Annotated in this window: 21 protein-coding genes and 1 pseudogene; 7 read left to right on the forward strand and 15 right to left on the reverse strand. The window is 60.0% G+C overall.

Translation table 11 applies throughout. The annotated features are described in order from the left end of the window. Window positions 1-5 precede the first annotated feature (5 nt). The 3 genes from ACHMXK_RS20600 to ACHMXK_RS20610 all read right to left on the reverse strand — a co-directional run bounded on the left by ACHMXK_RS20600 (window position 6) and on the right by ACHMXK_RS20610 (window position 2,521). Window positions 6-863: an HlyC/CorC family transporter gene (locus tag ACHMXK_RS20600; RefSeq protein ID WP_397442386.1), complete on the reverse strand. Its 858-nt coding sequence runs from the start codon at window positions 861-863 to the stop codon at window positions 6-8. A gap of 191 nt (window positions 864-1,054) precedes the next feature. Then, window positions 1,055-1,780 carry a GNAT family N-acetyltransferase gene (locus ACHMXK_RS20605; RefSeq protein WP_397442387.1) on the reverse strand — a complete coding sequence of 242 codons (726 nt, stop codon included), beginning with the start codon at window positions 1,778-1,780 and terminating at the stop codon, window positions 1,055-1,057. A gap of 267 nt (window positions 1,781-2,047) precedes the next feature. Beyond that, the gene (locus ACHMXK_RS20610) at window positions 2,048-2,521 is read right to left on the reverse strand and encodes an Lrp/AsnC family transcriptional regulator (RefSeq protein ID WP_318409327.1); all 474 of its coding nucleotides are present in this window, start codon (window positions 2,519-2,521) and stop codon (window positions 2,048-2,050) included. 117 nt (window positions 2,522-2,638) lie between these two features. Here ACHMXK_RS20610 and hppD point away from each other — a divergent pair, with 117 nt between their 5' ends. From hppD to ACHMXK_RS20630, 4 genes are all read left to right on the forward strand, one after another. After that, window positions 2,639-3,769: a 4-hydroxyphenylpyruvate dioxygenase gene (hppD, locus tag ACHMXK_RS20615; RefSeq protein ID WP_397442388.1), complete on the forward strand. Its 1,131-nt coding sequence runs from the start codon at window positions 2,639-2,641 to the stop codon at window positions 3,767-3,769. 17 nt (window positions 3,770-3,786) lie between these two features. Continuing rightward, the gene (phhA, locus tag ACHMXK_RS20620) at window positions 3,787-4,647 is read left to right on the forward strand and encodes a phenylalanine 4-monooxygenase (protein ID WP_397442389.1); all 861 of its coding nucleotides are present in this window, start codon (window positions 3,787-3,789) and stop codon (window positions 4,645-4,647) included. Window positions 4,648-4,977: 330 nt separating this feature from the next. Next, on the forward strand, window positions 4,978-5,496 hold the full coding sequence (locus tag ACHMXK_RS20625; RefSeq protein WP_397442390.1) for a hypothetical protein: 519 nt from the start codon (window positions 4,978-4,980) through the stop codon (window positions 5,494-5,496). A gap of 73 nt (window positions 5,497-5,569) precedes the next feature. Then, on the forward strand, window positions 5,570-6,196 hold the full coding sequence (locus tag ACHMXK_RS20630) for a class I SAM-dependent methyltransferase (RefSeq protein WP_397442391.1): 627 nt from the start codon (window positions 5,570-5,572) through the stop codon (window positions 6,194-6,196). On the opposite strand, the gene ACHMXK_RS20635 is transcribed toward ACHMXK_RS20630, so the two are convergent. From ACHMXK_RS20635 to ACHMXK_RS20690, 12 genes and pseudogenes are all read right to left on the reverse strand, one after another. Next, entirely contained in the window at window positions 6,163-9,189 is a 3,027-nt protein-coding gene (locus ACHMXK_RS20635; RefSeq protein ID WP_397442577.1) for an ATP-binding protein, read from the reverse strand. The genes ACHMXK_RS20630 and ACHMXK_RS20635 overlap by 34 nt on opposite strands. A gap of 75 nt (window positions 9,190-9,264) precedes the next feature. Then, a pseudogene (locus ACHMXK_RS20640) lies at window positions 9,265-9,396 on the reverse strand (zinc ribbon domain-containing protein); the annotation flags it as partial. A 90-nt stretch (window positions 9,397-9,486) separates the two neighbouring features. Then, complete coding sequence (locus tag ACHMXK_RS20645; protein WP_397442392.1) at window positions 9,487-10,575, reverse strand: M4 family metallopeptidase; 1,089 nt, start codon at window positions 10,573-10,575, stop codon at window positions 9,487-9,489. 96 nt (window positions 10,576-10,671) lie between these two features. After that, window positions 10,672-11,325 carry a Crp/Fnr family transcriptional regulator gene (locus ACHMXK_RS20650; protein ID WP_397442393.1) on the reverse strand — a complete coding sequence of 218 codons (654 nt, stop codon included), beginning with the start codon at window positions 11,323-11,325 and terminating at the stop codon, window positions 10,672-10,674. 65 nt (window positions 11,326-11,390) lie between these two features. Next, a complete protein-coding gene (locus tag ACHMXK_RS20655) occupies window positions 11,391-12,050 on the reverse strand; it encodes a helix-turn-helix transcriptional regulator (RefSeq protein ID WP_397442394.1) in 660 nt (219 codons plus the stop codon). Between the two features lie 277 nt (window positions 12,051-12,327). Further along, window positions 12,328-13,131, reverse strand: coding sequence for a response regulator (locus ACHMXK_RS20660; RefSeq protein WP_397442395.1), 804 nt, complete (start codon window positions 13,129-13,131; stop codon window positions 12,328-12,330). Window positions 13,132-13,139: 8 nt separating this feature from the next. Beyond that, window positions 13,140-13,496, reverse strand: a complete 357-nt coding sequence (locus ACHMXK_RS20665) for a response regulator (RefSeq protein ID WP_397442396.1) — start codon at window positions 13,494-13,496, stop codon at window positions 13,140-13,142. Next, the gene (locus tag ACHMXK_RS20670; protein WP_397442397.1) at window positions 13,414-15,708 is read right to left on the reverse strand and encodes an ATP-binding protein; all 2,295 of its coding nucleotides are present in this window, start codon (window positions 15,706-15,708) and stop codon (window positions 13,414-13,416) included. Before ACHMXK_RS20670 ends, ACHMXK_RS20665 begins: the two co-directional genes overlap by 83 nt. A 52-nt stretch (window positions 15,709-15,760) precedes the next feature. Continuing rightward, window positions 15,761-16,882, reverse strand: coding sequence for a response regulator (locus tag ACHMXK_RS20675; RefSeq protein WP_397442398.1), 1,122 nt, complete (start codon window positions 16,880-16,882; stop codon window positions 15,761-15,763). Between the two features lie 60 nt (window positions 16,883-16,942). Next, window positions 16,943-17,872, reverse strand: a complete 930-nt coding sequence (locus ACHMXK_RS20680; RefSeq protein ID WP_397442399.1) for an esterase/lipase family protein — start codon at window positions 17,870-17,872, stop codon at window positions 16,943-16,945. Window positions 17,873-17,898: 26 nt separating this feature from the next. Further along, window positions 17,899-19,524 carry a GMC family oxidoreductase N-terminal domain-containing protein gene (locus ACHMXK_RS20685; RefSeq protein ID WP_397442400.1) on the reverse strand — a complete coding sequence of 542 codons (1,626 nt, stop codon included), beginning with the start codon at window positions 19,522-19,524 and terminating at the stop codon, window positions 17,899-17,901. 16 nt (window positions 19,525-19,540) lie between these two features. Further along, window positions 19,541-20,047, reverse strand: coding sequence for a hypothetical protein (locus ACHMXK_RS20690; protein WP_397442401.1), 507 nt, complete (start codon window positions 20,045-20,047; stop codon window positions 19,541-19,543). A 68-nt stretch (window positions 20,048-20,115) separates the two neighbouring features. Between ACHMXK_RS20690 and ACHMXK_RS20695 the strand changes: the two genes are divergently transcribed. The 3 genes from ACHMXK_RS20695 to ACHMXK_RS20705 are packed head-to-tail and all read left to right on the forward strand — an operon-like array spanning window position 20,116 to window position 23,541. Continuing rightward, on the forward strand, window positions 20,116-20,853 hold the full coding sequence (locus ACHMXK_RS20695) for an FFLEELY motif protein (RefSeq protein WP_397442402.1): 738 nt from the start codon (window positions 20,116-20,118) through the stop codon (window positions 20,851-20,853). A gap of 60 nt (window positions 20,854-20,913) precedes the next feature. Next, a complete protein-coding gene (locus ACHMXK_RS20700; protein WP_397442403.1) occupies window positions 20,914-22,599 on the forward strand; it encodes an AMP-binding protein in 1,686 nt (561 codons plus the stop codon). 21 nt (window positions 22,600-22,620) lie between these two features. After that, complete coding sequence (locus ACHMXK_RS20705) at window positions 22,621-23,541, forward strand: MBL fold metallo-hydrolase (protein ID WP_397442404.1); 921 nt, start codon at window positions 22,621-22,623, stop codon at window positions 23,539-23,541. Window positions 23,542-23,652 lie beyond the last annotated feature (111 nt).

Below are 23,652 nucleotides of genomic sequence, written 5' to 3' on the forward strand. Positions count from 1 at the left end.
GGCCCTTATTCGGCGCCGGTCGCGGCGGGCGCGACCTTGAACCAGCGCACGGCGCCGCCTTTGGTGTGCAACACGGTGAACTGCAGGCCGGACAAAACGTAGGTTTCGCCGCGTTTGGGCACATGGCCCATCTCATGTGCGACCAGGCCACCTATGGTGTCAAAGTCGGTTTCGGGCAAGGTCACGCCAAAGGCCTCGTTGACCCGTTCGATCGCGGTGTCGCCGCTGACGCGGTAGGTGTGGTCGGTCAGGCCGAAGATGTCGCCGTCGTCTTCGGCGATGTCAAACTCGTCCTCGATCTCGCCGACGATTTGTTCCAGCACATCTTCAATGGTGATCAGCCCGGCGACGCGGCCGAACTCGTCAATCACGATGGCCAGGTGGTTGCGGTTGCCGCGGAACTCACGCAGCAAGTCGTTCAGGCCCTTGCTTTCGGGCACAAACACGGCAGCACGCAACAAGGCGCGGATGTTGAGCCCGGGCGCACGTTGCAGCTTGAGCAAATCCTTGGCCATCAGGATGCCAATGATGTTTTCTTTTTCGTTTTCGTAGACGGGAAAACGCGAGTGGGCGGTGTCTATCACCAGGTGCAGCAACTCGTCAAAAGGCGCATCGATGTTGATGGCGTCCATGCGCGGCGCGGCCACCATCACATCCCCGGCCGTCATGTCGGCCATGCGGATCACGCCCTCGAGCATTTCGCGGCTTTGCGCGCCTATCACGTCGTTGTCCTGCGCTTCAACCAGGGTTTCAATCAGCTCGTCTTTGGAGTCGGGCCCGGGGTGAAGCATTTCAGCGAGCTTTTGCAAAAAGCCGCGCTTGTCTTCCGGTTTGGAAGGTCTACTGGGGGGAGCGTCGGACACGAGGGTGTTCGGTAGTTGAGAAGCTGTCAAGGATAGCGCATTACCCGAGGAGGCCGAAATACGCAAACGTGCGCCACCTACTTCTCCCCGCCTTTTTCAGCAGGGGCCGCGGGCCTGGCTTCGCCAGACCGCAGGCGCAGCGCCCCCTCGGGGGGCAGCGAGCTACACGTTAGTGAGCGAACGTGGGGGCCTCACATAGGCATGCGGTCGCGCCCGTCGCGCACACCGCGCCGCACTTCCTGCACGATGGCCAGGAAATCCCAGAACTGCTTGGCCTGGACTTTCAGGCGGTAGTCGGTCTGGGCCAGCTGTTCTTCCACCATCTCGGTCATGCGCGAGTCCAGGTCGGCCGGCGGCAGCTTGAGGTAGGCCTCGCTCTCGGAGCCGTCGCGCTCGATCACGGCGCCGGCTTTGCGGGCGATGTTGAGCATGGCGGTGTTTTCGCTGAGAGCGTGGATGAACATCATGCTCACGCCTTCATTGCGCGCATGGATCACGGCGCGGTCGAACAGCCGGGCGCCGTAGCCGCGCCCGCGGGCGTGGGGCAAGACCGACACGCCGAACTCGGCGCAGCTGGTGAGTTTGGGGTCTACCGACAGCGCCAGGTGCGCCATCGCGATCAGCTCCAGCTTGCGGTTGTAAATGCCAAATATCTCGTCGCGCTCGAAATTGAGGCCGGCCACATAACGGCGCACCTGCTCGTCGCTGGCGGCATAACCAAAACGCAGGTAGCGGTCGTGATCGCCCAGCGCCAGCAAATGGTTTTCAATCCGCTCGCCATGGCTGGGGCCTATGGAACGGATGGGCACCATCACAGGCGGCTTGTGCGGCGCGCGTTCGCTTTCCGCCACGGGGGGGCGGAGCAGTTCTTTGCCTGCGTTCAGGGATGCCTTGAGAAAAGTGCCGGGGGTAACCATGGGTCAAATATAAGGGTTTTCCCTAGAATACCTAGTACCAAGGGCTTCTTTCCGGGCAGAACCGCAGGATCGCTTCAATCTACATGCCAAATCGGCCTCCAGCCCTCTGCACACTTGCGCAAGAAGCTATAAAAACAGGAGCAAACAAGGCTTGCAGCACCCGCCTGATGGGCCAGCGCCAGCCCCAAACTGGGCGCGTGCCCCTAATTCAGTTCCTGAATTAGGCCCGCAAGCCGCCGCAAAAACAAGCGCGCCGACGTACCAGCGTCAAACCGGCACCGCCGTGGTCGCCTTGACCCGGTCCAGCACAAAGCTGGTTTTGCAATCCTGCACGCTGGGGTGTTTGAGCAAGGTGTCCATGATGAAGCGGCTGTAGTGGCTCATGTCGGCCACCACCACCCGTAGCAAATAGTCCATTTCGCCGGTCAGGGCCGCACATTCCACCACCTCGGGCCAGGTCTGCACACTGGCGCGAAACAGGTCCATGGGGTTGCGTTTATGAGATTCCGTGTGTTTTTCCAGCCGCACATTGATATAGGCGGTCAGCCCCAGCCCCACGGCCTCGGGCTTGACCAGCGCCACATAACGGTCGATCACGCCGCTTTCTTCCAGCCGTTTGACCCGGCGCAACACGGCGCTGGGCGAGAGGCTGACCTGCTCGGCGATTTGCTCGTAAGTGGCCCGGCCGTCGGCTTGAAGGCTGCGCAATATCAGTCTATCCAGCTTGTCTAATGCTTCCATCTGTCATATTTTGCATGTTTACTGCACCAGCCTCAACTTTGGCGCCTCACTACGCATAAAAAATGAGGGCTGGCGCTACTACAGTCAATGCATCCGTATTTTGTCCAGGAGACATGCATGAACGCCCCGCTACAAACCGCCAGCGCCAGCTGGGACAACCCCATGGGCACCGACGGCTTCGAGTTCATCGAATACGCCGCGCCCGATCCGGCCGCCATGGGTGCGCTGTTCGAACGCATGGGTTTCACGCCCATCGCCAAACACCGCCACAAAAACGTTACCTTGTACCGCCAGGGCGGCATCAACTTCATCATCAACGCCGAGCCGGACTCGTTTGCCCAGCGTTTTGCGCGCCAGCACGGCCCCAGCGTTTGCGCCATCGCCTTCCGGGTGCAGGACGCCAAGGCCGCATACGAGCGCGCCATCAAGCTGGGCGCCTGGGGTTATGCCGACACGGCAGGCCCGGGCGAGCTGAACATTCCGGCCATCAAGGGCATTGGCGACTCCATCATTTATTTCATCGACCGGTGGCGCGGCAAAAACGGCGCCCAGCCCGGCGACATCGGCAACATCGGTTTTTACGACGTGGACTTTGAGCCCCTGCCCGGCGTCACCGGCCCGGAAGCGCTCAACCCGGTCGGCCACGGCCTGACCTACATCGACCACCTGACCCACAATGTGCACCGCGGCCGCATGGCCGAGTGGTCGGGCTTTTACGAGCGCCTGTTCAATTTCCGCGAAGTGCGCTACTTCGACATCGAAGGCCAGGCCACCGGCGTCAAGAGCAAGGCCATGACCAGCCCCTGCGGCAAGATCCGCATCCCGATCAACGAAGAAGGCAATGAAAAAGCCGGCCAGATCCAGGAATACCTGGACAAGTACCAGGGCGAAGGCATACAGCACATCGCCATGGGCTCCAGCGACCTGTTTGCCACCGTGGACGCCCTGCAACTCAGCGGCATGAAGCTCTTGAGCACGGGCGACACCTATTACGAGCTGCTCGACAAACGCATTCCTGGCCACGGCGAAAACGTGGCCGATCTGCAGGCGCGTAATATTCTGGTGGACGGCACGCCGGGCGAGTTGCTGCTGCAAATCTTCAGCGAAAACCAGCTCGGCCCCATCTTCTTCGAGTTCATCCAGCGCAAGGGTAACCAGGGTTTTGGCGAAGGCAACTTCAAGGCCTTGTTTGAAAGCATAGAGCTCGACCAGATGCGCCGCGGCGTGCTGGCCGCCACCAAAGCCTGAACCACAAGGAGTTGATCATGGCTGTCGAACCGGTTGTTTATGGGGCCAGCGAACGCCCGCCGCGCGGTGACTACGCGCGTGGCGGGCAGGTGCACAGCGACTACACCTGCCCGCAAAACTATGCGGCCTACACCGCCGCCGACCATGACACCTACCGCCGCCTGTACGAGCGCCAGGCCGCGCTGCTGCCCGGTCTGGCCTGCGACGAGTTCATTGCCGCCCTGCCCTCGCTGGGTGTCAAGGACCGCATCCCGCGCTTCGAGGAAATCAACGAGCGCCTTTACAAGGCCACGCAATGGGAAATCGTCGCGGTGCCGGGGCTGATTCCCGAAGTGCCGTTTTTTACCTTGCTGGCGAACCGTAAATTCCCGGTGACCGACTGGCTGCGCACCCCGGAAGAGTTCGACTACATCGTCGAACCCGATGTGTTTCACGACCTGTTCGGCCATGTGCCACTGCTGTTCAACCCGGTGTTTGCGGATCACATGCAGGAATACGGCAAAGGCGGCCTGAAAGCCCACGGGCTGAACGCCTGCGAGCAACTCAGCCGGCTTTATTGGTACACGATTGAATTCGGACTGATCCAGCAGAAAGACGGCCTGCGCGCTTATGGCGCCGGCATCCTGAGTTCCTCCGGCGAACTGCAATATTCCGTCACCAGCCTCGAGCCCCAGCGCCTGGCGCTGGACATTGAACGCGTCATGCGCACCCGTTACAAGATCGACAGCTACCAGCAGACCTACTTCGTCATCAACAGCTTCCAGGAGCTGTTCGACAAGACGGCACCGGACTTCACGCCGATTTACCAGCGACTCCAGGGTCTGCCCGAGATTGCGGCGGATGTGCGGCTGGCTGGCGAGGTCCTTATTCAGCGCTGAAGCGTTGGAGTCACGCCAAGCCCCTCCACGACAAGCGAGACAAAGACTCGCGGAGTGAGCCGTTCTCCACAAGAGCCTCGCTGCGTGACACGCATATAGCAGGCGCCGTCTCGGGCCGGAGACACGCGTTGGATGATGAGCCGCAGTCCAGCAACGACGAACTCCGGTACGGCGTGGTGCTTTCAGACTCCAGAACACCGGCCTCGCACGACCCCGCGGGTCCGCCTCTCTGGCCAAACGCTTGGGCCTGAACCAAATAGGCTTTACAGTACGTCGTAACGTTTACTAACATGTAGTCATTTCATCAACCGCGACCACTGGAGAGAACTTATGGGCTATTTCATGAAGGAACACGACATCCACGTCGGAAGTCTGCTTGATCAGTTGAACGTCCGTTTCGGACCAACGCCTGACAAGAAAACACACTTTGGCGGCATTGATGAAATGGTTGCGTTGCAAAAAGAATTCAAAATTTTTAAAAAGGGCCGCGCCTTTAAAAATAGCGTGGCGGTTCTCAATATCGGCGCATCCCACGCCGAAGCAAGAAACCGTATGCATGACTACTTCACCAATTTGAGCAAGCATGACTCCAACGTGCCCAACCAGAATGGCGACACGGCCGTTGTCAATGCCCTGGTAAAAAACCTCGCCTCAAAAACACCCATGCCGGTATATTTCACCTTTCACGACATGCGGGCAGAAAAGGGAAACACCCGGGTCTTGATCACCGAGAAGAATAGGCCCGTTACGTATTTCAACCGTGACTACCTGACCATCTCCTTTCCGACGCTGCCGGAAAAATCGGCCAAGCCGGCAGCAAAGCCCGCGGCAAAAGTAGCCAAGAAATAGGCGCGGCAATGAGCACGGGGGTGGGCTCCACCATCATGACCACAACGCCCCCCCCAGCAAGCGGCTCGACAGCTTGCACGCGGAAATTGAACGTTATTACACACGCAAGGTGTTGACACATGGGGCAACTGCCCTTGGGGTGGATTGGACCTGTCAGCCTACGCAGGAGTTGCGCTTTGTTCAACTCCTCAAGCTGTGTGATTTTCGCAAAGAGATCTCCCTCAACGATGTCGGCTGCGGTTATGGCGCGCTGCTGGCCTTTCTGTTGAAACGGCATCGCAGCGCCTGCGTCGACTACCTCGGCACAGACCTCTCGGAAGCCATGATCGCGCAGGCGCAACCCTCTTCCCGTCCAAACATTCGCGCTCAATTTATCGTCGGCAGTGCGATTCCGCGCGTGGCGGATTACTCTGTCGCCAGCGGAATTTTTAACGTCAAACTTGCACAGTCCGCTGCGCGATGGACTTTGTTCATCAAGAAGACCCTGACCGACATGAATAATGCAAGTCGCCTTGGTTTTGCCGTCAATTTTTTGATGCCGCTTGGCTCTGAGCTACAAGCCATCCCTGCGCTCTCTCACGCATCGCCTGAAATTTGGATGCGTTACTGCGCACAGCAGTTCGGAGCAAAAGTTCGAGTTGCTTGCCGACTACGGCATGCGGGAGTTCACGCTGCTTGTCCGACGCTGATGCCCGTGTGACCAGGCAAATCGGTCAATACGGCCAATCGAGATTGTTCGCGAAACAAGGACTCTTGATAAATCGCGGCGCCGGTCAGACGTATCAACCGCTCCGCCTCCGCGAACAAGGCCTGCGCCTGATCGGCCCGCGCCGAGCCGAAGGCGTCAAGCATCGCTGACGCACGGGTAATCAGCGCCCGGCACTCGGGCAAGCGGGTACTTCGCTGACGGGAAATTTCAATCGCTTCCTGGGCGATATCCAAGGCTTGTTCAGAGTTACCAAGGCCGCGGTGACATTCCGCCAGACTAGCGAGAATTTCAGTTTCAAACTCCATGGCGACCTTGGCATGTCGAACCAGTGTCAACGCCTCCGAAAAAGTCCGTGCAGCCGTCTCAAAGTCGCGGTCAATACTGGCAACCGTCGCGCGACAGCTCAACGCAAATACACGCAAATAGGGATTTTCATGCTTGGCCGCAATCTCCGCGACATACGCGTAGTGCTCGTGCGCCAACTCAGCGTTCTGACGGCACCACGCCAAATCTATGTACCCAAAATGAGCGAATTGCAGGATCACCGGGTCATTCGATGACTCCCCCCGGCCCAACAGCTCCTGCAAGCATTGCGCGGCATCCTCCAGACGCCCCAACCGCATCAGCAGTCGCCCCCGCATGCCCATCACCCAATGCTCAATGCTGAAGCCAATCCATTCACGGTCAAATCGGTCAATGGCACCCATGTCCCGAAGCGCAATATCGTTGGCCGCCAAGGCCTGCTCCAGCATGCCTGCCCAAGCATAGGCCTGACTCAATGCGGCATTGATCGTCGCTGCGCGCCCCGGGTCGGCATCGGCATCCATCAGCGACAAGGCCTTCTGCAGACGCTCAACATACTCGTCCGCCGGACCGCCGCTTGCCTGCAACATCCGTCCTTCGCCCATCAAGAGTAATTGGATTGAGCGGCTATCTACTTCCCCAGCAAGTTCGGTTGCTTCGTCGATAAAGGGTTGCACCTCCTGCAAAGTCAGACCTTCGCGCCATCCAAGCACCGAAATCTGTCCGCCGGCCCGCACCCGCAAGCTGTCGCTCGCGGTGGATCTGGGCTGGTTTTGTAGAAGCGCGCGCACCTTATGCCAATGCTTGATCGCGAGAGCAGAATTGGTAGCGCCGACCCATTGCGCAGCGCGAGCCGCATGACTGGCGGCATCCAGAAGCTGTCCCGCGGCCTCATAGTGGTACGCGATCAGGCCCGCATATTCATCGAGCTGATCACGGTAATAGACCTCCATCGCCAGGGCAACCGCGCAATGTAGCGGGCCGCGACGGACTTTGAGTTGCGTGCTGTACGCCACCTCCTGAATCAAGGGATGACGAAATGTAAAACGACGTCCACCTACCGCGGGCTGCGGCAAGATCAACTGGGCATGGCAGAGACCATTCAGCCCCTTTTCAATCACACTGGCGAGGGGGCTGGCCATGTGCTCGAGCACCGCCAATGGAATCTCTTTACCGATGATGGCGCACATTTGGAGAAGCGTTTTTTCGGGCTCCCCCAGTCGATCAAGTCGGGCGCCAATGACGGCTTGCACGGTCGCCGGCAACGCTCGCTCTAACGCATCCAGCCCTGCGATGCGCAGATCCGACCCCTCGGCCAGCAGTCCGCTGTCACTCAGCGAACGCACCAGCTCCTCGGCAAAAAAAGGATTGCCACCACTTCGTCTGACGACCAACTGGCATACGTCCTGAAATTCCTGGCGAGGGCCGATCAATGTTCTGACAAGGTGTTCCGTCTCCTTGTCGCTCAACTGTCCCAATTCAATTTTCTGAGCATTCTCGGCCTGCGCCCACGGCAAGTGATAAGAGGGTCGGTAATTCAGGACCACCATGGTCCGCGACCCTGAGGCGGCGTCAATGAGCGTCGCAATAAATTCCTCGCTGGCTTCATCCAGCCAATGCAGGTCTTCGATGAGAATTACCGAGGTTGTCGCGGCATCGTGTTTAAGCAACTCCCGCACGATATTGAGCAACCGGGCATGCCGCGCTTTGGGACTGGATGCCGCATGCAGACTTTCAGCTGGCGCGACCCCAAGGAACTCATACAAAAGCACCAGGTCGGGTTCAGCCGGTGGACCGAGCTCGGACATACGTGCCGCGATCCGGGCCCTGGCAGCGGCGGCATCGTCCGTAGGCGGAATTCGGAAGAAAAATGTGCGGAGCAGGCTCAAACCGGGCTGCAATGGCGTGGCGTGACCATAGGGCTGTGCACGCACCTCATACACGGGTATCTGTCGGGCACGACACCACTGGGCGAACTCGTGGCAAAGTCGGCTCTTGCCGGCGCCGGGCTCACCCGAAATATCCACCACGCGCGCCTTGCCATGTTCGGTGAAATGCAATGCCTGCTGGAGCAATGCAATCTCCCGATCGCGACCCAAAAACGGTGTCAGGGTCGCCTGATGAAACCCTTGACTCCCCGTCTTGAGCCCCTCCAGCGCATAGACCCCGTATTGACCTGAAATGCCTTTCAGTGAGTGTGAGCCCATGGGCCGCGCGTCGCACAAAGAACGAACCAGCCCATAACAACTTTCCGACATACAAATGCCGCCCGGATCGGCCAGACTCACCACCCGGCTCGCCAAATGAATGGTCAAGCCATGGGCGCCACCGCCTCGGCCATCGGCATTCCGGGGGTCGGACGCAACCTGCCCAGAGTGCAACCCGACACGAATACGCAGACCATGAGTCCCGCCGGGAAATGCCTGCTGCATGTCGAGCGCGGCTTCGCAAGCCAGCAAGGCATGTCCCTCCAGCGCTTTAGGAACACCGAACAAGGCCATCACGCCATCACCCATGGTTCGCACCACGGTGCCGCCAAATGCTTCGATGGACTCGCACATGAGCGCCAACGCCGGACCCAGGCGCTCCATGGCCTGTTCGGCATCCAGATCGGCAATCTGCTCGGTGGAACTCACAATGTCGGCAAAAAGAACCGTGGCCTGCTTGAGTTCACCCCACATGAGCGTTCGGGGGAGGACACGTGGCGCGGTCACAGCCGCTGAACCAGCGGGATTCTGCGGTGTGCCGCAAGCACCACAGAATCGCGCCGAAGGACTACATTCTTGTCCGCAATGCTGACAAACCAGCGACAAACCTGCGCCGCAGCCCTCGCAGAACCGATTGGCGTCGGGATTGACCGTCAGGCACGATAAGCAACTCAACGACATTTTTTGAAACTCTCAGCAACAGACCGCCGCATCAATGCGAATCCCCGCATCATGCCATTGGTAAAGCCAAGCTTTAACCAACATCTGCGTCTAAGTCACGACTTTGACAGCCTGCCAGGCAGAAATGACTGCTTTGTATTCTTTTGACTTAATTCCAAAGCGCACACCGGCCACCCGGCTTGTTGCCTTTGCGGCGTCCAGAAAACTGGCTTTGGGCTTGAGTGCTTCAAAGGCTTCGTACCAGATGGGACCGGCCTTCTCCCATGAAAATCCGCCAATTTTTTTAGCCGCCAGGTAAAAGGCATGGTTGGGAATGCCTGAGCTGTCATGCACGTCAGCGCCGTCAACATACTGGTCCATGCTTTTGAATTGATCGTCTTCGTACCACGTCAACTTGCGATTGCCCGGATCTTTCAGTGAGCGAATGGCCAGCCCGTGCTCGGGGGCAAGCAGATGCTCACCTAACAACCAGTTGGCTTGGGTGACACTTTGCCGACCATGCCACTGCTTGACTATGCTGCCAAAAATATCGGAAAAAGACTCATTGAGAGCGCCGCTCTGGCCCTTGAGCGCATGGGTTTGCTCCTTGAATTCACGGTCCTTCACGGGCACCCGAACCACGCCCAGTCCACCAGGAATCAGGTGTTGCATGACGCCGTGTGTCAGCTCATGAGCAATGATGTCCAGCGCAGCCGTAAATCCCGCCACATTCTGATCTCCGTCGCCAAAAATCATCTGATCGCCGGTCCACATGGCATTGCTGAAGTTTTTTCCAAAATGCACCGCTGACTCGACCCGCATGCCGCGGTTATCGATAGAGTTGCGCCCGAACATCTTCAGGTAAAAATCCAGTGTGATGCCGGTGTTGTCATAGGCCTGATTGACGGCGGGATCTCTGACCGGCTTGTCTCCCTCGTTGCGCACACGTTTTCCAGGCAACTCGGTACCTGAACCCGCATCGAAGATGGCGCGTCGATAGGCCGCCTTTATAGGGGCGGGTTGCGCAGGCGCAAGCAACAGGGGCAGATGGACAGGCCCGGCCCATGCGTTACGCTGGGTTCTCAAGCGGGCGGCCATGCTGTCCAGGCCTTGGCAATCGACCGAACCGGCCTTTTCAGCGCATTTTCGGAGTAGTTTGGAGGGAATAGCGAAACATACGCAGCCATACACTGAACTCATCGGTGTTGTCCTGAAGTGCAAAGAAAGGCGACAGTGGCGGTACGGCCGCGCGCAACAGCTCACCGCAGGGTCTGAAAATGCTGCCGACTTGGCGGCTTACCAGCGGCTGGGCAGCTTCTTGAGCAGGGTAATACGCCGAATCCCCAGCTCGATGTAGCCCCCTTTTTCAAGGTCTTTGAGCAGGCGGCTGACCATTTCGCGCGAAGCGCCAACACGGTTAGCAATGTCCTGGTGTGTGATGCCTTCCAGCGTGGCGCTGCTGCCGTCGGTCGTGTCACCACGGCGGTCTTCCAACAGGGCGATCAGCCGGCCATAGACGTCGAGCAGCGCCATATTGCGCGCCGTCTCGGTCGCCGCACGGGCCCGGCGGATCACCTGAACCACGAGGTTGATGGCGAACTCAGGCTCGTCGACCAGGTGCTCGCTGACATCGGCACGGCTCAGCACGGCGCAGGTACAGGGCTCCAGGGTCATCACGGAGGCAGACCGGGGGCCGCCATCCAGCGACATTTCACCGAAATAGTCACCGGTGTGAACGGTGCCATAGGTGATTTCCCGCCCGCTCTCGTCCATGGCAAACACCTTGACACTGCCTTTGAGCAACACGAACAGGCTGTCGCCGGCTTCGCCTTCGTTGATCAACACCGCATTTTTGCGATAGGTGCGCGATACGCCGCGCCGCGCCAGCGAACGCAACTCGGGGACCAGTTGTGCGTACAGGTCGTCGCTGGAAGGAAGTGGCGTGCTCATGATGAGCCGTAATCTAGCATGCGGCGGGCCGTCGGTGTAGCCGGCGCGGCCGGAGGGGCGCATTTTTAGTGTATTTGCACCAGATGCAGAGGTGCCACTGGCGGCAAAGCCGCCACATGGTTCACCAGCTCCCGCACCCCGCTGGAGCCGGTTTTTGCGCACAAGCTGCGCACGTGGCTGCGCACCGTAGAAACAGCCACGTTCATCTGAACAGCGATTTCAGGGGTACTCAAGCCCCGGCACAGAATGACCAACACCTGCTCTTCCGTCTGCGTCAAACCATAACTTCGGGAGAAAAACCCGAACACACCTGAGTCACACACGTCGGTACGGGAAAAAAACAGCGCAATCCGGGTCTGCCAGGCCGACGGGTCTCTCTGAAGGGGAACAACGGCCAGCATCAAGCTCAGGCCACCGCCCGACACCTTCACCAGGCTGCGTTTGCCAGCCACGGCTTTGACCAAAGCGCCTTGCAGTGTTTTGCTGTCCTCAGGGTTGATCGCATGAATCTCGCCACTGACCTGCACCAGCATCCGGCGACGCTTGAGTTCGGTGCGAGCGGCCTGGTTGGCATGAATGATCTGGCCACGCGCACCAACCACCACCACGCCGTGGGCCAGGGCATCCATCAGCACCGCCAAAACGTCCGCGCCCGGATCGGGATGTTGGGATTGGCCAAGAAGCAGGGCCGGATCCGCAAATCCGGCATTCAACAAGGTGTTCATCTTCACGCGCTTTGAGGCTGTTACAGCTTATTGAGCGTATGAAGCCTGACGGAATCTTGATAGTGAATATGCAAGCTGCGACCTGTGAAAAAATTCACAAGAGAATTCGCAACCACATGGACGCCATGCACACGGCAAGGCTTTGTTGACGGGCCTCTGAGGCTCATCGTGACGGCTCACCCTCGCCAAAAGTGAGTGCAAGCTCTCTATGGATGGATTACCCTTTCTATTTGATCCATCCTTGCCGGGACCACCGCACCAATCCGGCCTGAAACATTCAGACCCAGGTGTCCAGAATCGTGCTGGTTTTCCCCCAATAAACCTGCAAGCTCTCAAGCTGCTGGAGGGCATTGGCGGGCACCTGCCCTGTTTTCGCCGCCACCTCAAGCTCGCTGCAAACAGTCTGCATGGCCACAGCCCCCACATTGCCGGTCGCGCCAACCAGGGCATGGGCGGCCCAAGCCAGGGCAAGCGCGTCATCGGTACGGATACTCTGTTCGATGGCCTGGAGGCGAAGGGCGGCGTCGGCGACAAACAGGGCAATCACCTCACGGGTCATGCTGAGTTCGTCGTCGTCGAACTCCTTGAACTGGGCCAGGCGCTCCAGGTCCATCAGTGGCGGCTCGGGGGCACGCGCCGGCTCGGGCGTCTCCAGCGGCGCCATGTCGCCCTGGCCCGCAGTTGCCAGCGTGCCTAGACCTTCCGCAGCCAAGGTCATCGCGGGCAACCAGCGCTCCAGCGCCTGCGCCAGCGCGGCCACATGCAGCGGTTTGGTCAGGTAATCGTCCATGCCGGCCGCGGCGCAGCGGGCACGGTCTTCAGGCGACGCGGCGGCCGTCAAGGCAATGATGGGCGGGGCCGCCTTGCCCATCAGGGTCTGAATTTGCTGCGTGGCCTGAAAGCCATTCATGCGCGGCATGTTCACATCCATCAACACCGCGCCAAACCGCCGGCCGGAGCCTTGGGCGCGTATGACGGCGTCTACGGCCTCCTGCCCATCCAGTGCGGTTTCTGTCTGGTAGCCCAGTTTGACCAGCATGGCACAAGCCACCTTGAGGTTGACGGCGTTGTCGTCAACCACCAGCAGGGTCAGATTTTTGCGGCGGCACCCGCTTTGGGTTCCGCCAGGAGATTCCCACTAGCGCCCGCCGAGAGGCAACGTGCCAACGTATCAAACAACTGCTTCTGGCGGGCAGGTTTGAGCAGCCGCGCTTCGAACAATTGGGCGGCTTCATGGCCAGGCGGCATGAAGCCCGACGTGAGCAAGACCAGCGGCACCTTGACCAAGTTGGGTTGGGCCTTGATGGCGCGCGCCAGCGTCACGCCGTCCATCTCGGGCATGTGCATGTCGGTGATGATGATGTCAGGCTGCGCCGCGTTCTCCCGCGCCAGCGCCTGCAAGGCCTGGGCGCCTGATTCGACACTGCTGACGTGCATGCCCCACAACTGAAGCTGCCGCGTCAGGACACGAATATTGGTGACATGGTCGTCGATCACCAGCACGTGTTTGCCCTGCAGCGCCGCGGCATCGACGGCCCCCCTGCGGCGAAGGCAATTTCGCCAGGGGCGCCTGGATGGTGAACCAGAAGGTGGAGCCCTGGCCGAGCACACTGTCGACCCCGATCGCCCCGCCCATCAGTTCGACCAGACGCTTGCAAATCGCCAGGCCCAGGCCGGTCCCCCCGTATTTGCGCGTGGTGGAGGTGTCGACCTGGCTAAAGGCCTGGAACAAGGCATCGATCCGGTCTGGCGGTATGCCTATCCCTGAATCAGACACACGAAACTCGATCAACAGACGGCCCGAATCACCCGGGTTGGGCAATTGCCGCACGCTGACGGCCACTTCGCCTTTTTCCGTGAACTTGACGGCGTTGTTGATCAGGTTGATCAACACCTGCCGGATACGCGTGATGTCGCCGGCAATTGCGGCCGGAATGTCCAGCAAGCCGGGACCAGCGGCCTCGGGCACGTCAACAATCAACTCTAGATTTTTTTCCCTGGCCCGTGGCGCGGCGATGTCGCAGGCCTCTTCAACCGCGCTGCGCGGGCTCAGGGGTTCGGCCTCCAGATCCAGCTTGCCAGATTCAATTTTTGAAAAATCCAGAACATCGTTGATCACCGCCAGCAACTGATCACTCGACAGCCGTATGGTTTGCAGGTAGTCGCTTTGCTCGTCATCCAGCGAGGTCTCGGCCAGCAGCGTACTCATGCCCACCACGCCGTTGAGCGGGGTGCGAATTTCATGGCTCATGGTTGCCAGGAAAGCCGCTTTGGCCTTGGCCGCCTGCAGGGCTTCTTCGCGGGAAGCGAGCAACTCGACCGTGCGCTGTGCGACCCTTTCTTCCAGCAGCTCGTTGGCCTCTTCAATCGCCCGCGTTTTGGTTTGCACCTCGGCCCGGTAACTCTGGAGCTGCTCGGCGCTGTCGTGCATGACCTGGGACAACTCCCGCACCTCCCGCAAATGGGTGTTGCGCTCTATCCGCGGCACCTCGCCGCGGCCGAGTTGCTGCGCCGCGACACTGAGACGCTGAAGCCGGTGCCCGATCCGGGTCGCGACATACAAGGCCGCCAGAGCGCCCAGCAAGACCAGCCCGGCTATCGCGATCAGGGACAACTTCCAGGCCCGGGTGATGTCGGCCGTGAAGTCGCTCTCGGGGGCGGCCACGACCAGCGTCCAGTGCAAACCCAGCGCTTCGCCAAACGGGCGCTGAACCATCAGCAAGGTATCGCTGTGCATGGGCAAACGTTGCAAAGCCGTGTTGCTGGCGACCGAGTCTTCGCGCTTCTGGGACTGCTCACGCTGCAAGGCCGCAAAACTTTCACGAATCACGGGGTTCGCACTTTGCTGCGGGCTGCGCCGCACCGGCTTGCCCTGCGCTTTCTGGAACAAGCCGTCGCCCGCGGACCCGGCCACCAGCAAGCCCGACTCATCCACGATATAGGCGGCCCCACGCGCGCTGATGCGCTGAGTCTGCAGCAGGTCGGCGAGCCGCTGTAAATACAGGTCCACACCAAACACGCCAGCCGCCCCCCCATCACCGTCATACACAGGTTGTGACAGCGTGACGAACAACTGCGACTTGCCCGGAACAGTTTGAATGGGAGAAAAAGTACGGTCCTTGGCCACCATCGCGCCCTGGTACCAGCCCCGGGTCCGTGGCTCGAAGTTGGCTTGTGCCGTCGCCAGCGGCTGGCTTCGGTCACCGGGCCGCCGCGCCATGAAGGCTTGCAGGCCGCTATCGCTCTTGCCACGCAGCAAGACTTGAGTGCCATTCTCTGTATGGTTGACGGAGAAATACTCGCCCCGGCTGTTGCCAAAATACAGGCTGGGCACATCCGGCGATTGCATGGACAAGGCAAACGCCATGGGCTCGAAGGCTGAGCCATGACGCAGCCAGTCTCTGGCCTGCTCGGTTTGCGTTGCCGTCAAACGCTCAGGAAACAAGCCGTTCAGGACATTGTGGGCCTGACCCAAGTGGGCTTGTGTTCCGGCCTCAATCCTTGTCGCGACATTCAAAAGAATGCTGCCGGCCAAATTTTCCACGGCCTCTGCGCTGCTACGCGCCATGAGCCAGGCCACCAGACCTGCGGGGACCAGCGCAAACACCAGCAGGCTGGCGACCAGAATACGACGTAACGAAAACGTTCTTTTTGACATGAGGCCAGACACCTGGTGAGTTAGCGCTGGGGCTATTCAGCGCCTTGCAGAGTTAAGACTGAAGCGCCAGGCCCAACAGTTCAGCAGCATCCAGCGCTGCCGTGCGGCCAGGCAAGGAAACAAGCGCCCGACCGCCAATGTTGACGGCACCGGTCACGCCACGCAGCATGGCCACGCTGGCGGCGATCTGCCAATTGGCCCGGTGTGCCTGCTTTTGCAGCAGCAAGGTGGCACTGACCGTGTCACCGACAGGCAGCACTTGCATCCCGCCGCGCAATGGATCCTCAAGTTTGGCCAGGGCCACCGGCCCGCTGTTCAGTGCCACGCTGACATCGAAACGGGGCAAGCCGTGCGCCGGAAAGTGGTGGTTGAGAAACTTCTGCACGCGTTTGGCCGAGTCCAGCAGCCCCAGCGCGGCACGCGCGGCACGCAAGCCATGGTTGACGGACGAGGTGTCCGTGCTGTCGACAAAAACAACCAGCAGGCCTTCGCCAACAAATTGCATGTGGCGCGCCCCAAACAAATGCACGGTGTCCCCGGCATTGTTGTAAAACTGGCGCACGACATCGCTGAGTTCTGCGCTGGAGAGTTTTTCAGCAAGGCTGGCGTAATTAAGCACATCCACAAACAGGACCGTGGCGTTGGAAAACCGTTCGTCTTCGCTCGCCCCGTCGGCGGCCGGCCATTTTTCGCTGAGTTCGGAAGCCAGTTTTTTCTCGTACAAACGGGCCAGGTGGTGTTTCTGGTCTTCCAGCGCGGCCTGAACCGCGGCCTCCACGGCCATGGTTTGCAACGCGGCTTGCATGTTCCGTTTGTTGAGCTGGGCGGACGCCGCTTCGCGCAACTCGCCGGGTCTGAAAGGTTTGGTGATGTAGTCGTCGGCGCCACTGGTCATGCCGATACGCATGTGGGCGCGTTCTTGCAATGAGGTCAGCAAAACGACCGGTGTCGCCATGATGCTCGGGTCGCCACGCAAGGCCTGCAACATGGCAAAACCGTCCATGGTGGGCATTTGCACATCGCTGATCACCAGATCCGGCTTGTGTTGCCGCACCAGTTCTAAGCCCGTCAGGCCATTGTCGGCCGACAAAACCTCATACCCGTCTTTTCTGAGCACCGAGCTCACCAGCGTACGCGTGGCGGCATCGTCTTCCATCAACACAATCAGAGGCATTTTTCTCCCGGGCAAACGCCCAAACAAAATCAGCCCCAAGCATACACAAATCGTTACCCATCAAGAGTGGCGTTTAGAGCCTGTTTGAGCGCCCTCATCCAGCAAAGCCAGCGTGGCCTGTATCACCTGCGGCAGAAAAGCCAGTTGCACATGGGCGGCAGCACGCAGCAAGCGATTGTCGGCGCCAGGCAAGGTGGCGGTGGAGACCGGGAACACGATGTTGTCGCAGTTCGAGTACCAGCAGGTAAACAGCGCATGACGCTCAGGCGGCAAGCCATGGCCAAGCTGCTGCAGCCAGGGGCCAGCCAAGCGCATCTGACGACCATTGGCGACATGGCTGAAACGGGCCAGCCAGGTGCCACGGTGCGGCGTTCCCAGTGTCACCACGTGGTGCACCCGTGCCTCCGCCTGCATGGTTTGAAGCCAGGCCCGCGCCGCCAGGCCGCCCATGCTGTGGCACACCAGCAGCGGCGGCAGGCCGCTTGCGGCCGTCACCTGCCGAACCGCGTCTTCGATCAGCGGCACATAGTCGTCGATGGAGGCGAAGGGTGGCTCCAGGTTGACGGCCGCATAGGCATGGCCCGTGCCCTGAAGCGGTTTGAGCCACGGCGCCCAGAAAGCTCGGTTGCAAAAGAACCCATGAATAAACACCACGCCGCGCCGCCCTGGCACCACAGACGGCGGCGACAACTGGTCGGGAAAGGCCCGGGAGCGAAAGGGTTGGCGCCAGCAAAACACCAGAGGCGCCGTCAAGGTTTCGCCCAGCCAGGCGCTTGTTAGTTCTCGCCACGACGGCCGGGGCGCCGGATCGTTGCTGTTGACGAACCGCAGGGCCACCAACTCCATGGCCAGGAAAGCAGAGCACCCAAGGATCAACATCACAAAACCGGCACAGGCCAGGACCGGCGAACTTTTCCAATAAAAGACCAGCCATGCGCCCGCAGCCGCCAGTAGCGAGAGGGTGATGAATTGCTGAAGGCGTGCCAACATGCAAACGTTCCGGTCAAGGCCCGGGTTCAAGCCAGCGTGACATCGCGACCAGTCAGCTTTTTGACCAGGCCCTGCGCCAGGCGATTGGCCGTGCCGTAGACCGACAACTGGGGATTGGCACCAATGCTGGTGGGAAAAATCGAGCCATCGTGGATGGACAAATTCTCAAGCTGCCAGTGCACCCCGTCGGGCCGGGTCACACCCAGCGTTTCCCGCCCGCCCAAACCGCAGCCGCCCATCACGTGGGCACTCACCACTTTGGTCAGCAGGGGTTTCATGGGCAAGGCGTTGATGGCCTCACGGGTCTGGGCCCAGCTGGTGTAGGGCTGGGCCATTTCATGCAAAGGCAAGACCTGGCGCGCGCCGGCGGCAAACTGGATCTCCGCCATCGACAGCAAGGCCCGGCGCGCGCCGTCCATCACATAATCGGTCAGCGGGTAGTCGAGCACGGCGGAGCCGTCACTGCGCAGTTTGACCTGCCCACCGCGCGACTGCGCATGAAAGCCGTCACGCAGCAGCGCCAGCAAGGTGTGGTTGTGCGGAAAGGTCTTAAGCAAGTCTTGCTGGCTTTGGCCCATGCCGGGCACGGTCGATGCAAAAATCACCGGATGCAACGGCGGCGCTTCCAGTTTGTAGCCAATCGGCCCATCAATGGCTTGTGTGTCCAGGAAATGGTCGGTGTAAATCGATTGCGGCGCACCGTTCCAGGCTTCCACTTTTTGCGCAAACACCGCCGAACTCATCACCACCGGGTGCAGAAAGGTCCGGGCGCCCAGCAGCCCATACGGATCAGGCGCGCCAGAGCGCAGCAGCACTGCCGGCGAATTGATGGCGCCACCCGCCAGCACGTAATGGCTCGCTACTATTTTGGTAGCTACTTGCGCAGGTACCATGCGGGCTAGAGCCCCATTTGGCATCACATTCTGGCAATACAGCGCGGTCACCTTGCCATTGGCCATCTCGAAACGATCCACCCGCATTTCAGTCAACAACTGCGCGCCCTGGTCCAACGCCGCCGGAATGGTGGTCACCAGCATCGACTGCTTGGCATTGGTCGGGCAACCGAGGCCGCAGGAGCCAAGGTTCCAACAACCTTTGACGTTGCGCGAAATCGCCGAAGCCGCGATGCCCAGCGTGGCCGCGCCGCGGCGCAGCAAGTCGTTGTTCTCGTTGGGCGCCGTGAGCCAGGGCAGGATGTTCAGGCGTTGTTCGGCCTGCGCAAAATACGGCGCGAGGGCTTGCGGGCTGTAGTCCGCCAGGGCGAATTGCTCCTGCCAGAACTGGAGGGTAGGCGCCGGGGTGCGAAAAGAACTGGTCCAGTTGACCGTGGTGGAGCCACCTACGCAACGCCCCTGCAGGATGTTGATCGCCTTGTCTTCGGTCTTTCGCGCTGCGCTTTCCTGGTAAAGCTGCGGATAAGCTTCCGACTCTTTCTGATTGAAGTCGCTACTGCTTTTGAGCGGCCCCTCCTCAATCATCACCACCCGCAAGCCCGCTTTGGCCAGCAACTCGGCGGTGATGCCGGCGCCGGCACCGCTACCGACGATGGCGACATCACAAACGATTTTTTCCGGCGCCTGGCCCAGGATGCCCCCCAGCACTTTCCAGCCGCGCTGGAGACCGTCGCGTATCGGGTCTTGTAATTGACTCATGGGGCTGCCCTAACTTTCAGATGCGCTGCGGACCGGGATAACCGAGCTGGGACCAGGTGGCGCTGTCTGTGAAATAAGCCGCCGCGGTGATGTCGTGCAAGGCCGCGTAGGCTTGCTGGCGCAGCGCCAGTGCAGAAAATCGCATGCCTTGCAGCGCCTGCTGGACCTGGGCCTCGCTGGCCAAGGACCAGGCTTGACTCAAGCCCGCCAGGGCGAGTCGTCCGGGCGGGCTGGCCAGCAAGGCCAGCAATTGCGACAGTTCGTCTTGCGCGTGGGGTGGCAAGGCCGCCGTCAATTCGTCGATCCGGTCCAGCAAAGCATCCAAAGCGGTTTGTCTTGTGGCTGCGTCAGCCGGCAAGCTGCCCTGCAGCACCCCGCGGCCCACGGCCCGAAACACCTCGCGGCCACTCAGACTGAGTTCACCGTTTTTCAAGCCGGCCTGCAGCAGGGCGGCCGCGCCGCCGGCCATCGTCAGCACCACGGCCGAAGCAACACCCAGCTGGAGTAAGGTCCGTCTTTGCATCGGCCGAGTGTCGCATGCGACCGTCTGATTCCAATAGAGCACCCCATCTAGATAAACTCGGTGTTTATATGGACCCTGTTGCACTCCGGATTCGTGAAGCCATGCAGGCCGTGTCGGCACTGCGCGAGCGTCGCGCGGCCGACCCGCGGCTCGACCAGGCCTGCCTGGAGGTCAAACGTTTCCAGGCACAACGTTTCAAAGCGACCTACGCAGACCTGCTGCACAGCCCTCGTTATCAGCGGGCGGCGCATTTCTTTCTGCACGAGTTGTATGGTGACCAGGACTATGCGCAACGCGACCAGCAGTTCGCACGCATTGCCAGCACCATTGCCCGTCTTTTCCCCGCCGCGGTGGTAGAAACCGCGGCCTCGCTGGCAGAAGTCCATGCGCTGACAGAACAACTGGACGACCTGATGGCGCAACAATGGCTGATCACACGGGCCCCCACCAGCCTGTCTGCGCGTTATCTCCAGTGTTGGCGCCAGGTCGCGGACCGGCCGGCCCGATACCAGCAACTACAGGTCGTGCTGCATTTGGGTCGCGAGCTGGATCGCCTGACCCGTATGCGCGGCCTGCGCAGCTTGCTGAAACTGATGCGGGCGCCGGCGGCGGCGGCAAGCCTGAGTTCCTTGCAGAATTTTCTCGAAGCCGGCTTTGACGCTTTCGCGGACATGAAGGGGGCTTCAGAGTTTCTGCGCTTGATTGAAGACCGCGAGTCGGCCTGGATAGATGCCTTGTTCGAGAAAGACGCTGTCGCCTGCGAGACCCAACTGCACCAACTTCTTGCCGCGGACCCAGCCTACTAGGGACAAGCCTCATACGCTTGTGGCCACGCTGATTTCACAATGGGGCACAAGGAGTTTTCAATGAACAAGTTTTGGCTCGAGAGTTATCCCGAAGGCGTTCCGCACACGATAGACACCGAGCAGTTCGGCTCACTGAACCAGTTGCTGGAGGACTCCTTCAAGAAAAATGCCTCGCAGCCGTTTTCCGTCTGCATGGACTGCTGGATGTCTTACGGACAACTCGACCAACTGTCCGCGGCACTAGGCGCCTGGCTACAGAGCCTGGGGTTGAAGCCCGGTGCGCGCGTGGCCATCATGCTGCCCAACATTCCGCAGTTTGCCGTCACCATGGCTGGCATTCTGCGTGCCGGCTACACCTGCGTGAACGTGAACCCGCTGTATACCGCCCGCGAGCTTGAACACCAGCTCAAGGACTCCGGTGCGACCACCATCGTGATTCTGGAGAACTTTGCGAAAACGCTGGAAGAAGTCATCGACAAGACGGCTATCCAGCATGTGGTGATCGCATCGATGGGCGACTTGCTGGGCTTCTGGTTCGGTCGCTGGATTTCTTTTGCAGTTCGCCATCTGGCCAAAATGGTGCCGGCCTACAAACTGCCGTTGGGTGATGGCCGCAGCGTTACGCCCTTCAAACGCGCGGTTGCTGACGGCCTGGGCATGGCGCTCAAGCCCAGCCAAAGCAATCTGGACTCCGTCGCTTTCCTGCAATACACAGGCGGCACCACCGGCTTGTCCAAAGGCGCGGTACTCACCCACCGCAATATCGTCGCCGCCATCTTGCAGGCCGAAGCCTGGTTTACGCCAGCGTTGCGTCGCGTGGGCGATGTCAGCAAGACCAACAGCATTGCGGCGCTGCCGCTGTACCATATCTTCGCGCTGACCTTGTGCCTGCTGGCCATACGCTGGGGTTCCCACCTGACCTTGATTCCCAATCCGCGCGATTTCGGCCAATTCATAGAGGTGTTAAAGAAGCGACCTTTTCACATGTTGCCCGCGGTCAACACCTTGTTCAATGCCTTGCTGCAACATCCACAAATCAAGTCGGTGGATTTTTCCAATTTGTGTGTGTCCCAAGCGGGCGGTATGGCCGCCTCTGCAGGCACGGCCAAAAACTGGCTGCAGGTCACCGGCTGTCCGATGATTGAAGGCTGGGGCATGAGTGAAACCTGCGCCATCGGCACCAACAACCCGGTCTTAAGCACCATGTTCAGCGGCACCATAGGCCTGCCTTTGCCAAGTATTGAGATCGCCATCAAGAACGACGAGGGCGATTCTCTGGCCGTGGGTGCGTCCGGTGAGATCTGCATCAAGGGCCCGCAAGTCATGACCGGGTATTACCAGCAGCCCGAGGAAAACAAAAAGGCCTTCACCGCCGACGGATTCATGCGAACCGGTGACATCGGCATCATGGATGCACGCGGCTACACAAAAATTGTCGATCGGAAGAAGGACATGATCATTGTTTCCGGCTTCAATGTCTTCCCGAACGAACTCGAGAATGTGATCTCGCTGTGCCCGGGTGTGGTCGAATGCGCGGCCATCGGTATTGCGGATGAGAAACAGGGCGAAGCCATCAAGGTTTTTGTCGTGAAGAATGATCCGGCACTGACAGAGGATGATCTCAGCGATTACTGCAAACAGCATCTGACGGGCTACAAGCGACCCAAATACATTGAGTTTCGCGACGACTTGCCAAAAACCAATGTGGGAAAAATCCTCAGGCGGGAATTACGGGCGGCCGCCTAGTCAGAACGCCAGCGTGCATCCATGACTACAAGCCAGTTACCCGCCGGCGTTCTTGTTTTGGAACGAGGCTGGCTGTCATCCAACAACATCCTGTTTGTCGGATCAACGTCGACCGCGCTGGTAGACAGTGGCTACAGCACACACTCGGAGCAAACCGTCGATCTCGTCGGCGCCAGCTTGAAGCAGCGTCCGCTGGATGTTCTGCTCAATACACATCTGCACAGCGACCACTGCGGCGGTAACGCGGCCCTCCAGCGCGCGTATCCGGAGCTGCAAACACTGATTCCACCTGGCCAGGCGGCCTCGGTCTCGCCCTGGGACGCGGTGGCCCTGACGTATGTCCCGACGGGTCAACACTGCCCGCAGTTTCAGTTCAATGGCCTGCTGTTGCCCGGTACAGAAATCCAGCTGGCGGATACGCCATGGCAAATTCACGCCGCGCCCGGTCATGACCCGCACTCGCTGATTTTCTTTGAGCCGCAATCACGCACCTTGATTTCCGCGGACGCCTTGTGGGAAAGCGGTTTCGGCGTGGTATTTCCTGAACTCGACGGCGAGCAGGCCTTTGACGAAGTAGCGGCCACCTTCGATCTGATTGAGCAACTGGATCCGCGCTGGGTCATCCCCGGCCACGGCCCGGTTTTCGCTTACCGCCCGGCGATTCTGGCCCATGCACGCCAACGCCTGAACGCCTTTGTCAGCAACCCAAGCCGGCATGCACAGCACGCGGCCAAGGTCTTGCTCAAGTTCAAACTCCTGGAACAACAGCTGCTGCCCTTTGCCGACTTTGTCAATTGGGCTCAGCGGAGCAGCTACTTCGAACGCATACGCGAGAAATTCTTCCCATCCATGGCATTCGAGCTTTGGATAGAACAACTGCTAGGCGAACTTGTACGTTCTGGTGTCGCACGCAGAGATGGCGCGATGGTCTACAACGCGTAAGTCGGAGGGGGTTTCTTTGTTTCGGCTGAGGAACTCAGCGCCTGGCGGACTTAAACCGCGAGCTACATCTTGTGGAAAAGTTGTTCCCGGAGCTCTGATTTCGCTGCGCAC

The sequence above is a fragment of the Polaromonas sp. UC242_47 genome (assembly GCF_044452385.1).
Lineage (GTDB): Bacteria > Pseudomonadota > Gammaproteobacteria > Burkholderiales > Burkholderiaceae_C > Polaromonas.

What these genes read in the sequence shown, in the direction of transcription:
- ACHMXK_RS20605 (WP_397442387.1), bottom strand. Translation starts at nt 1,780, where the DNA reads ATGGTTACCCCCGGCACTTTTCTCAAGGCATCCCTGAACGCAGGCAAA.
- ACHMXK_RS20610 (WP_318409327.1), bottom strand. Translation starts at nt 2,521, where the DNA reads ATGGAAGCATTAGACAAGCTGGATAGACTGATATTGCGCAGCCTTCAA.
- hppD (WP_397442388.1), top strand. Translation starts at nt 2,639, where the DNA reads ATGAACGCCCCGCTACAAACCGCCAGCGCCAGCTGGGACAACCCCATG.
- phhA (WP_397442389.1), top strand. Translation starts at nt 3,787, where the DNA reads ATGGCTGTCGAACCGGTTGTTTATGGGGCCAGCGAACGCCCGCCGCGC.
- ACHMXK_RS20625 (WP_397442390.1), top strand. Translation starts at nt 4,978, where the DNA reads ATGGGCTATTTCATGAAGGAACACGACATCCACGTCGGAAGTCTGCTT.
- ACHMXK_RS20635 (WP_397442577.1), bottom strand. Translation starts at nt 9,189, where the DNA reads ATGTGGGGTGAACTCAAGCAGGCCACGGTTCTTTTTGCCGACATTGTG.
- ACHMXK_RS20645 (WP_397442392.1), bottom strand. Translation starts at nt 10,575, where the DNA reads ATGAGTTCAGTGTATGGCTGCGTATGTTTCGCTATTCCCTCCAAACTA.
- ACHMXK_RS20650 (WP_397442393.1), bottom strand. Translation starts at nt 11,325, where the DNA reads ATGAGCACGCCACTTCCTTCCAGCGACGACCTGTACGCACAACTGGTC.
- ACHMXK_RS20655 (WP_397442394.1), bottom strand. Translation starts at nt 12,050, where the DNA reads ATGAACACCTTGTTGAATGCCGGATTTGCGGATCCGGCCCTGCTTCTT.
- ACHMXK_RS20670 (WP_397442397.1), bottom strand. Translation starts at nt 15,708, where the DNA reads ATGTCAAAAAGAACGTTTTCGTTACGTCGTATTCTGGTCGCCAGCCTG.
- ACHMXK_RS20675 (WP_397442398.1), bottom strand. Translation starts at nt 16,882, where the DNA reads ATGCCTCTGATTGTGTTGATGGAAGACGATGCCGCCACGCGTACGCTG.
- ACHMXK_RS20680 (WP_397442399.1), bottom strand. Translation starts at nt 17,872, where the DNA reads ATGTTGGCACGCCTTCAGCAATTCATCACCCTCTCGCTACTGGCGGCT.
- ACHMXK_RS20685 (WP_397442400.1), bottom strand. Translation starts at nt 19,524, where the DNA reads ATGAGTCAATTACAAGACCCGATACGCGACGGTCTCCAGCGCGGCTGG.
- ACHMXK_RS20690 (WP_397442401.1), bottom strand. Translation starts at nt 20,047, where the DNA reads ATGCAAAGACGGACCTTACTCCAGCTGGGTGTTGCTTCGGCCGTGGTG.
- ACHMXK_RS20695 (WP_397442402.1), top strand. Translation starts at nt 20,116, where the DNA reads ATGGACCCTGTTGCACTCCGGATTCGTGAAGCCATGCAGGCCGTGTCG.
- ACHMXK_RS20700 (WP_397442403.1), top strand. Translation starts at nt 20,914, where the DNA reads ATGAACAAGTTTTGGCTCGAGAGTTATCCCGAAGGCGTTCCGCACACG.
- ACHMXK_RS20705 (WP_397442404.1), top strand. Translation starts at nt 22,621, where the DNA reads ATGACTACAAGCCAGTTACCCGCCGGCGTTCTTGTTTTGGAACGAGGC.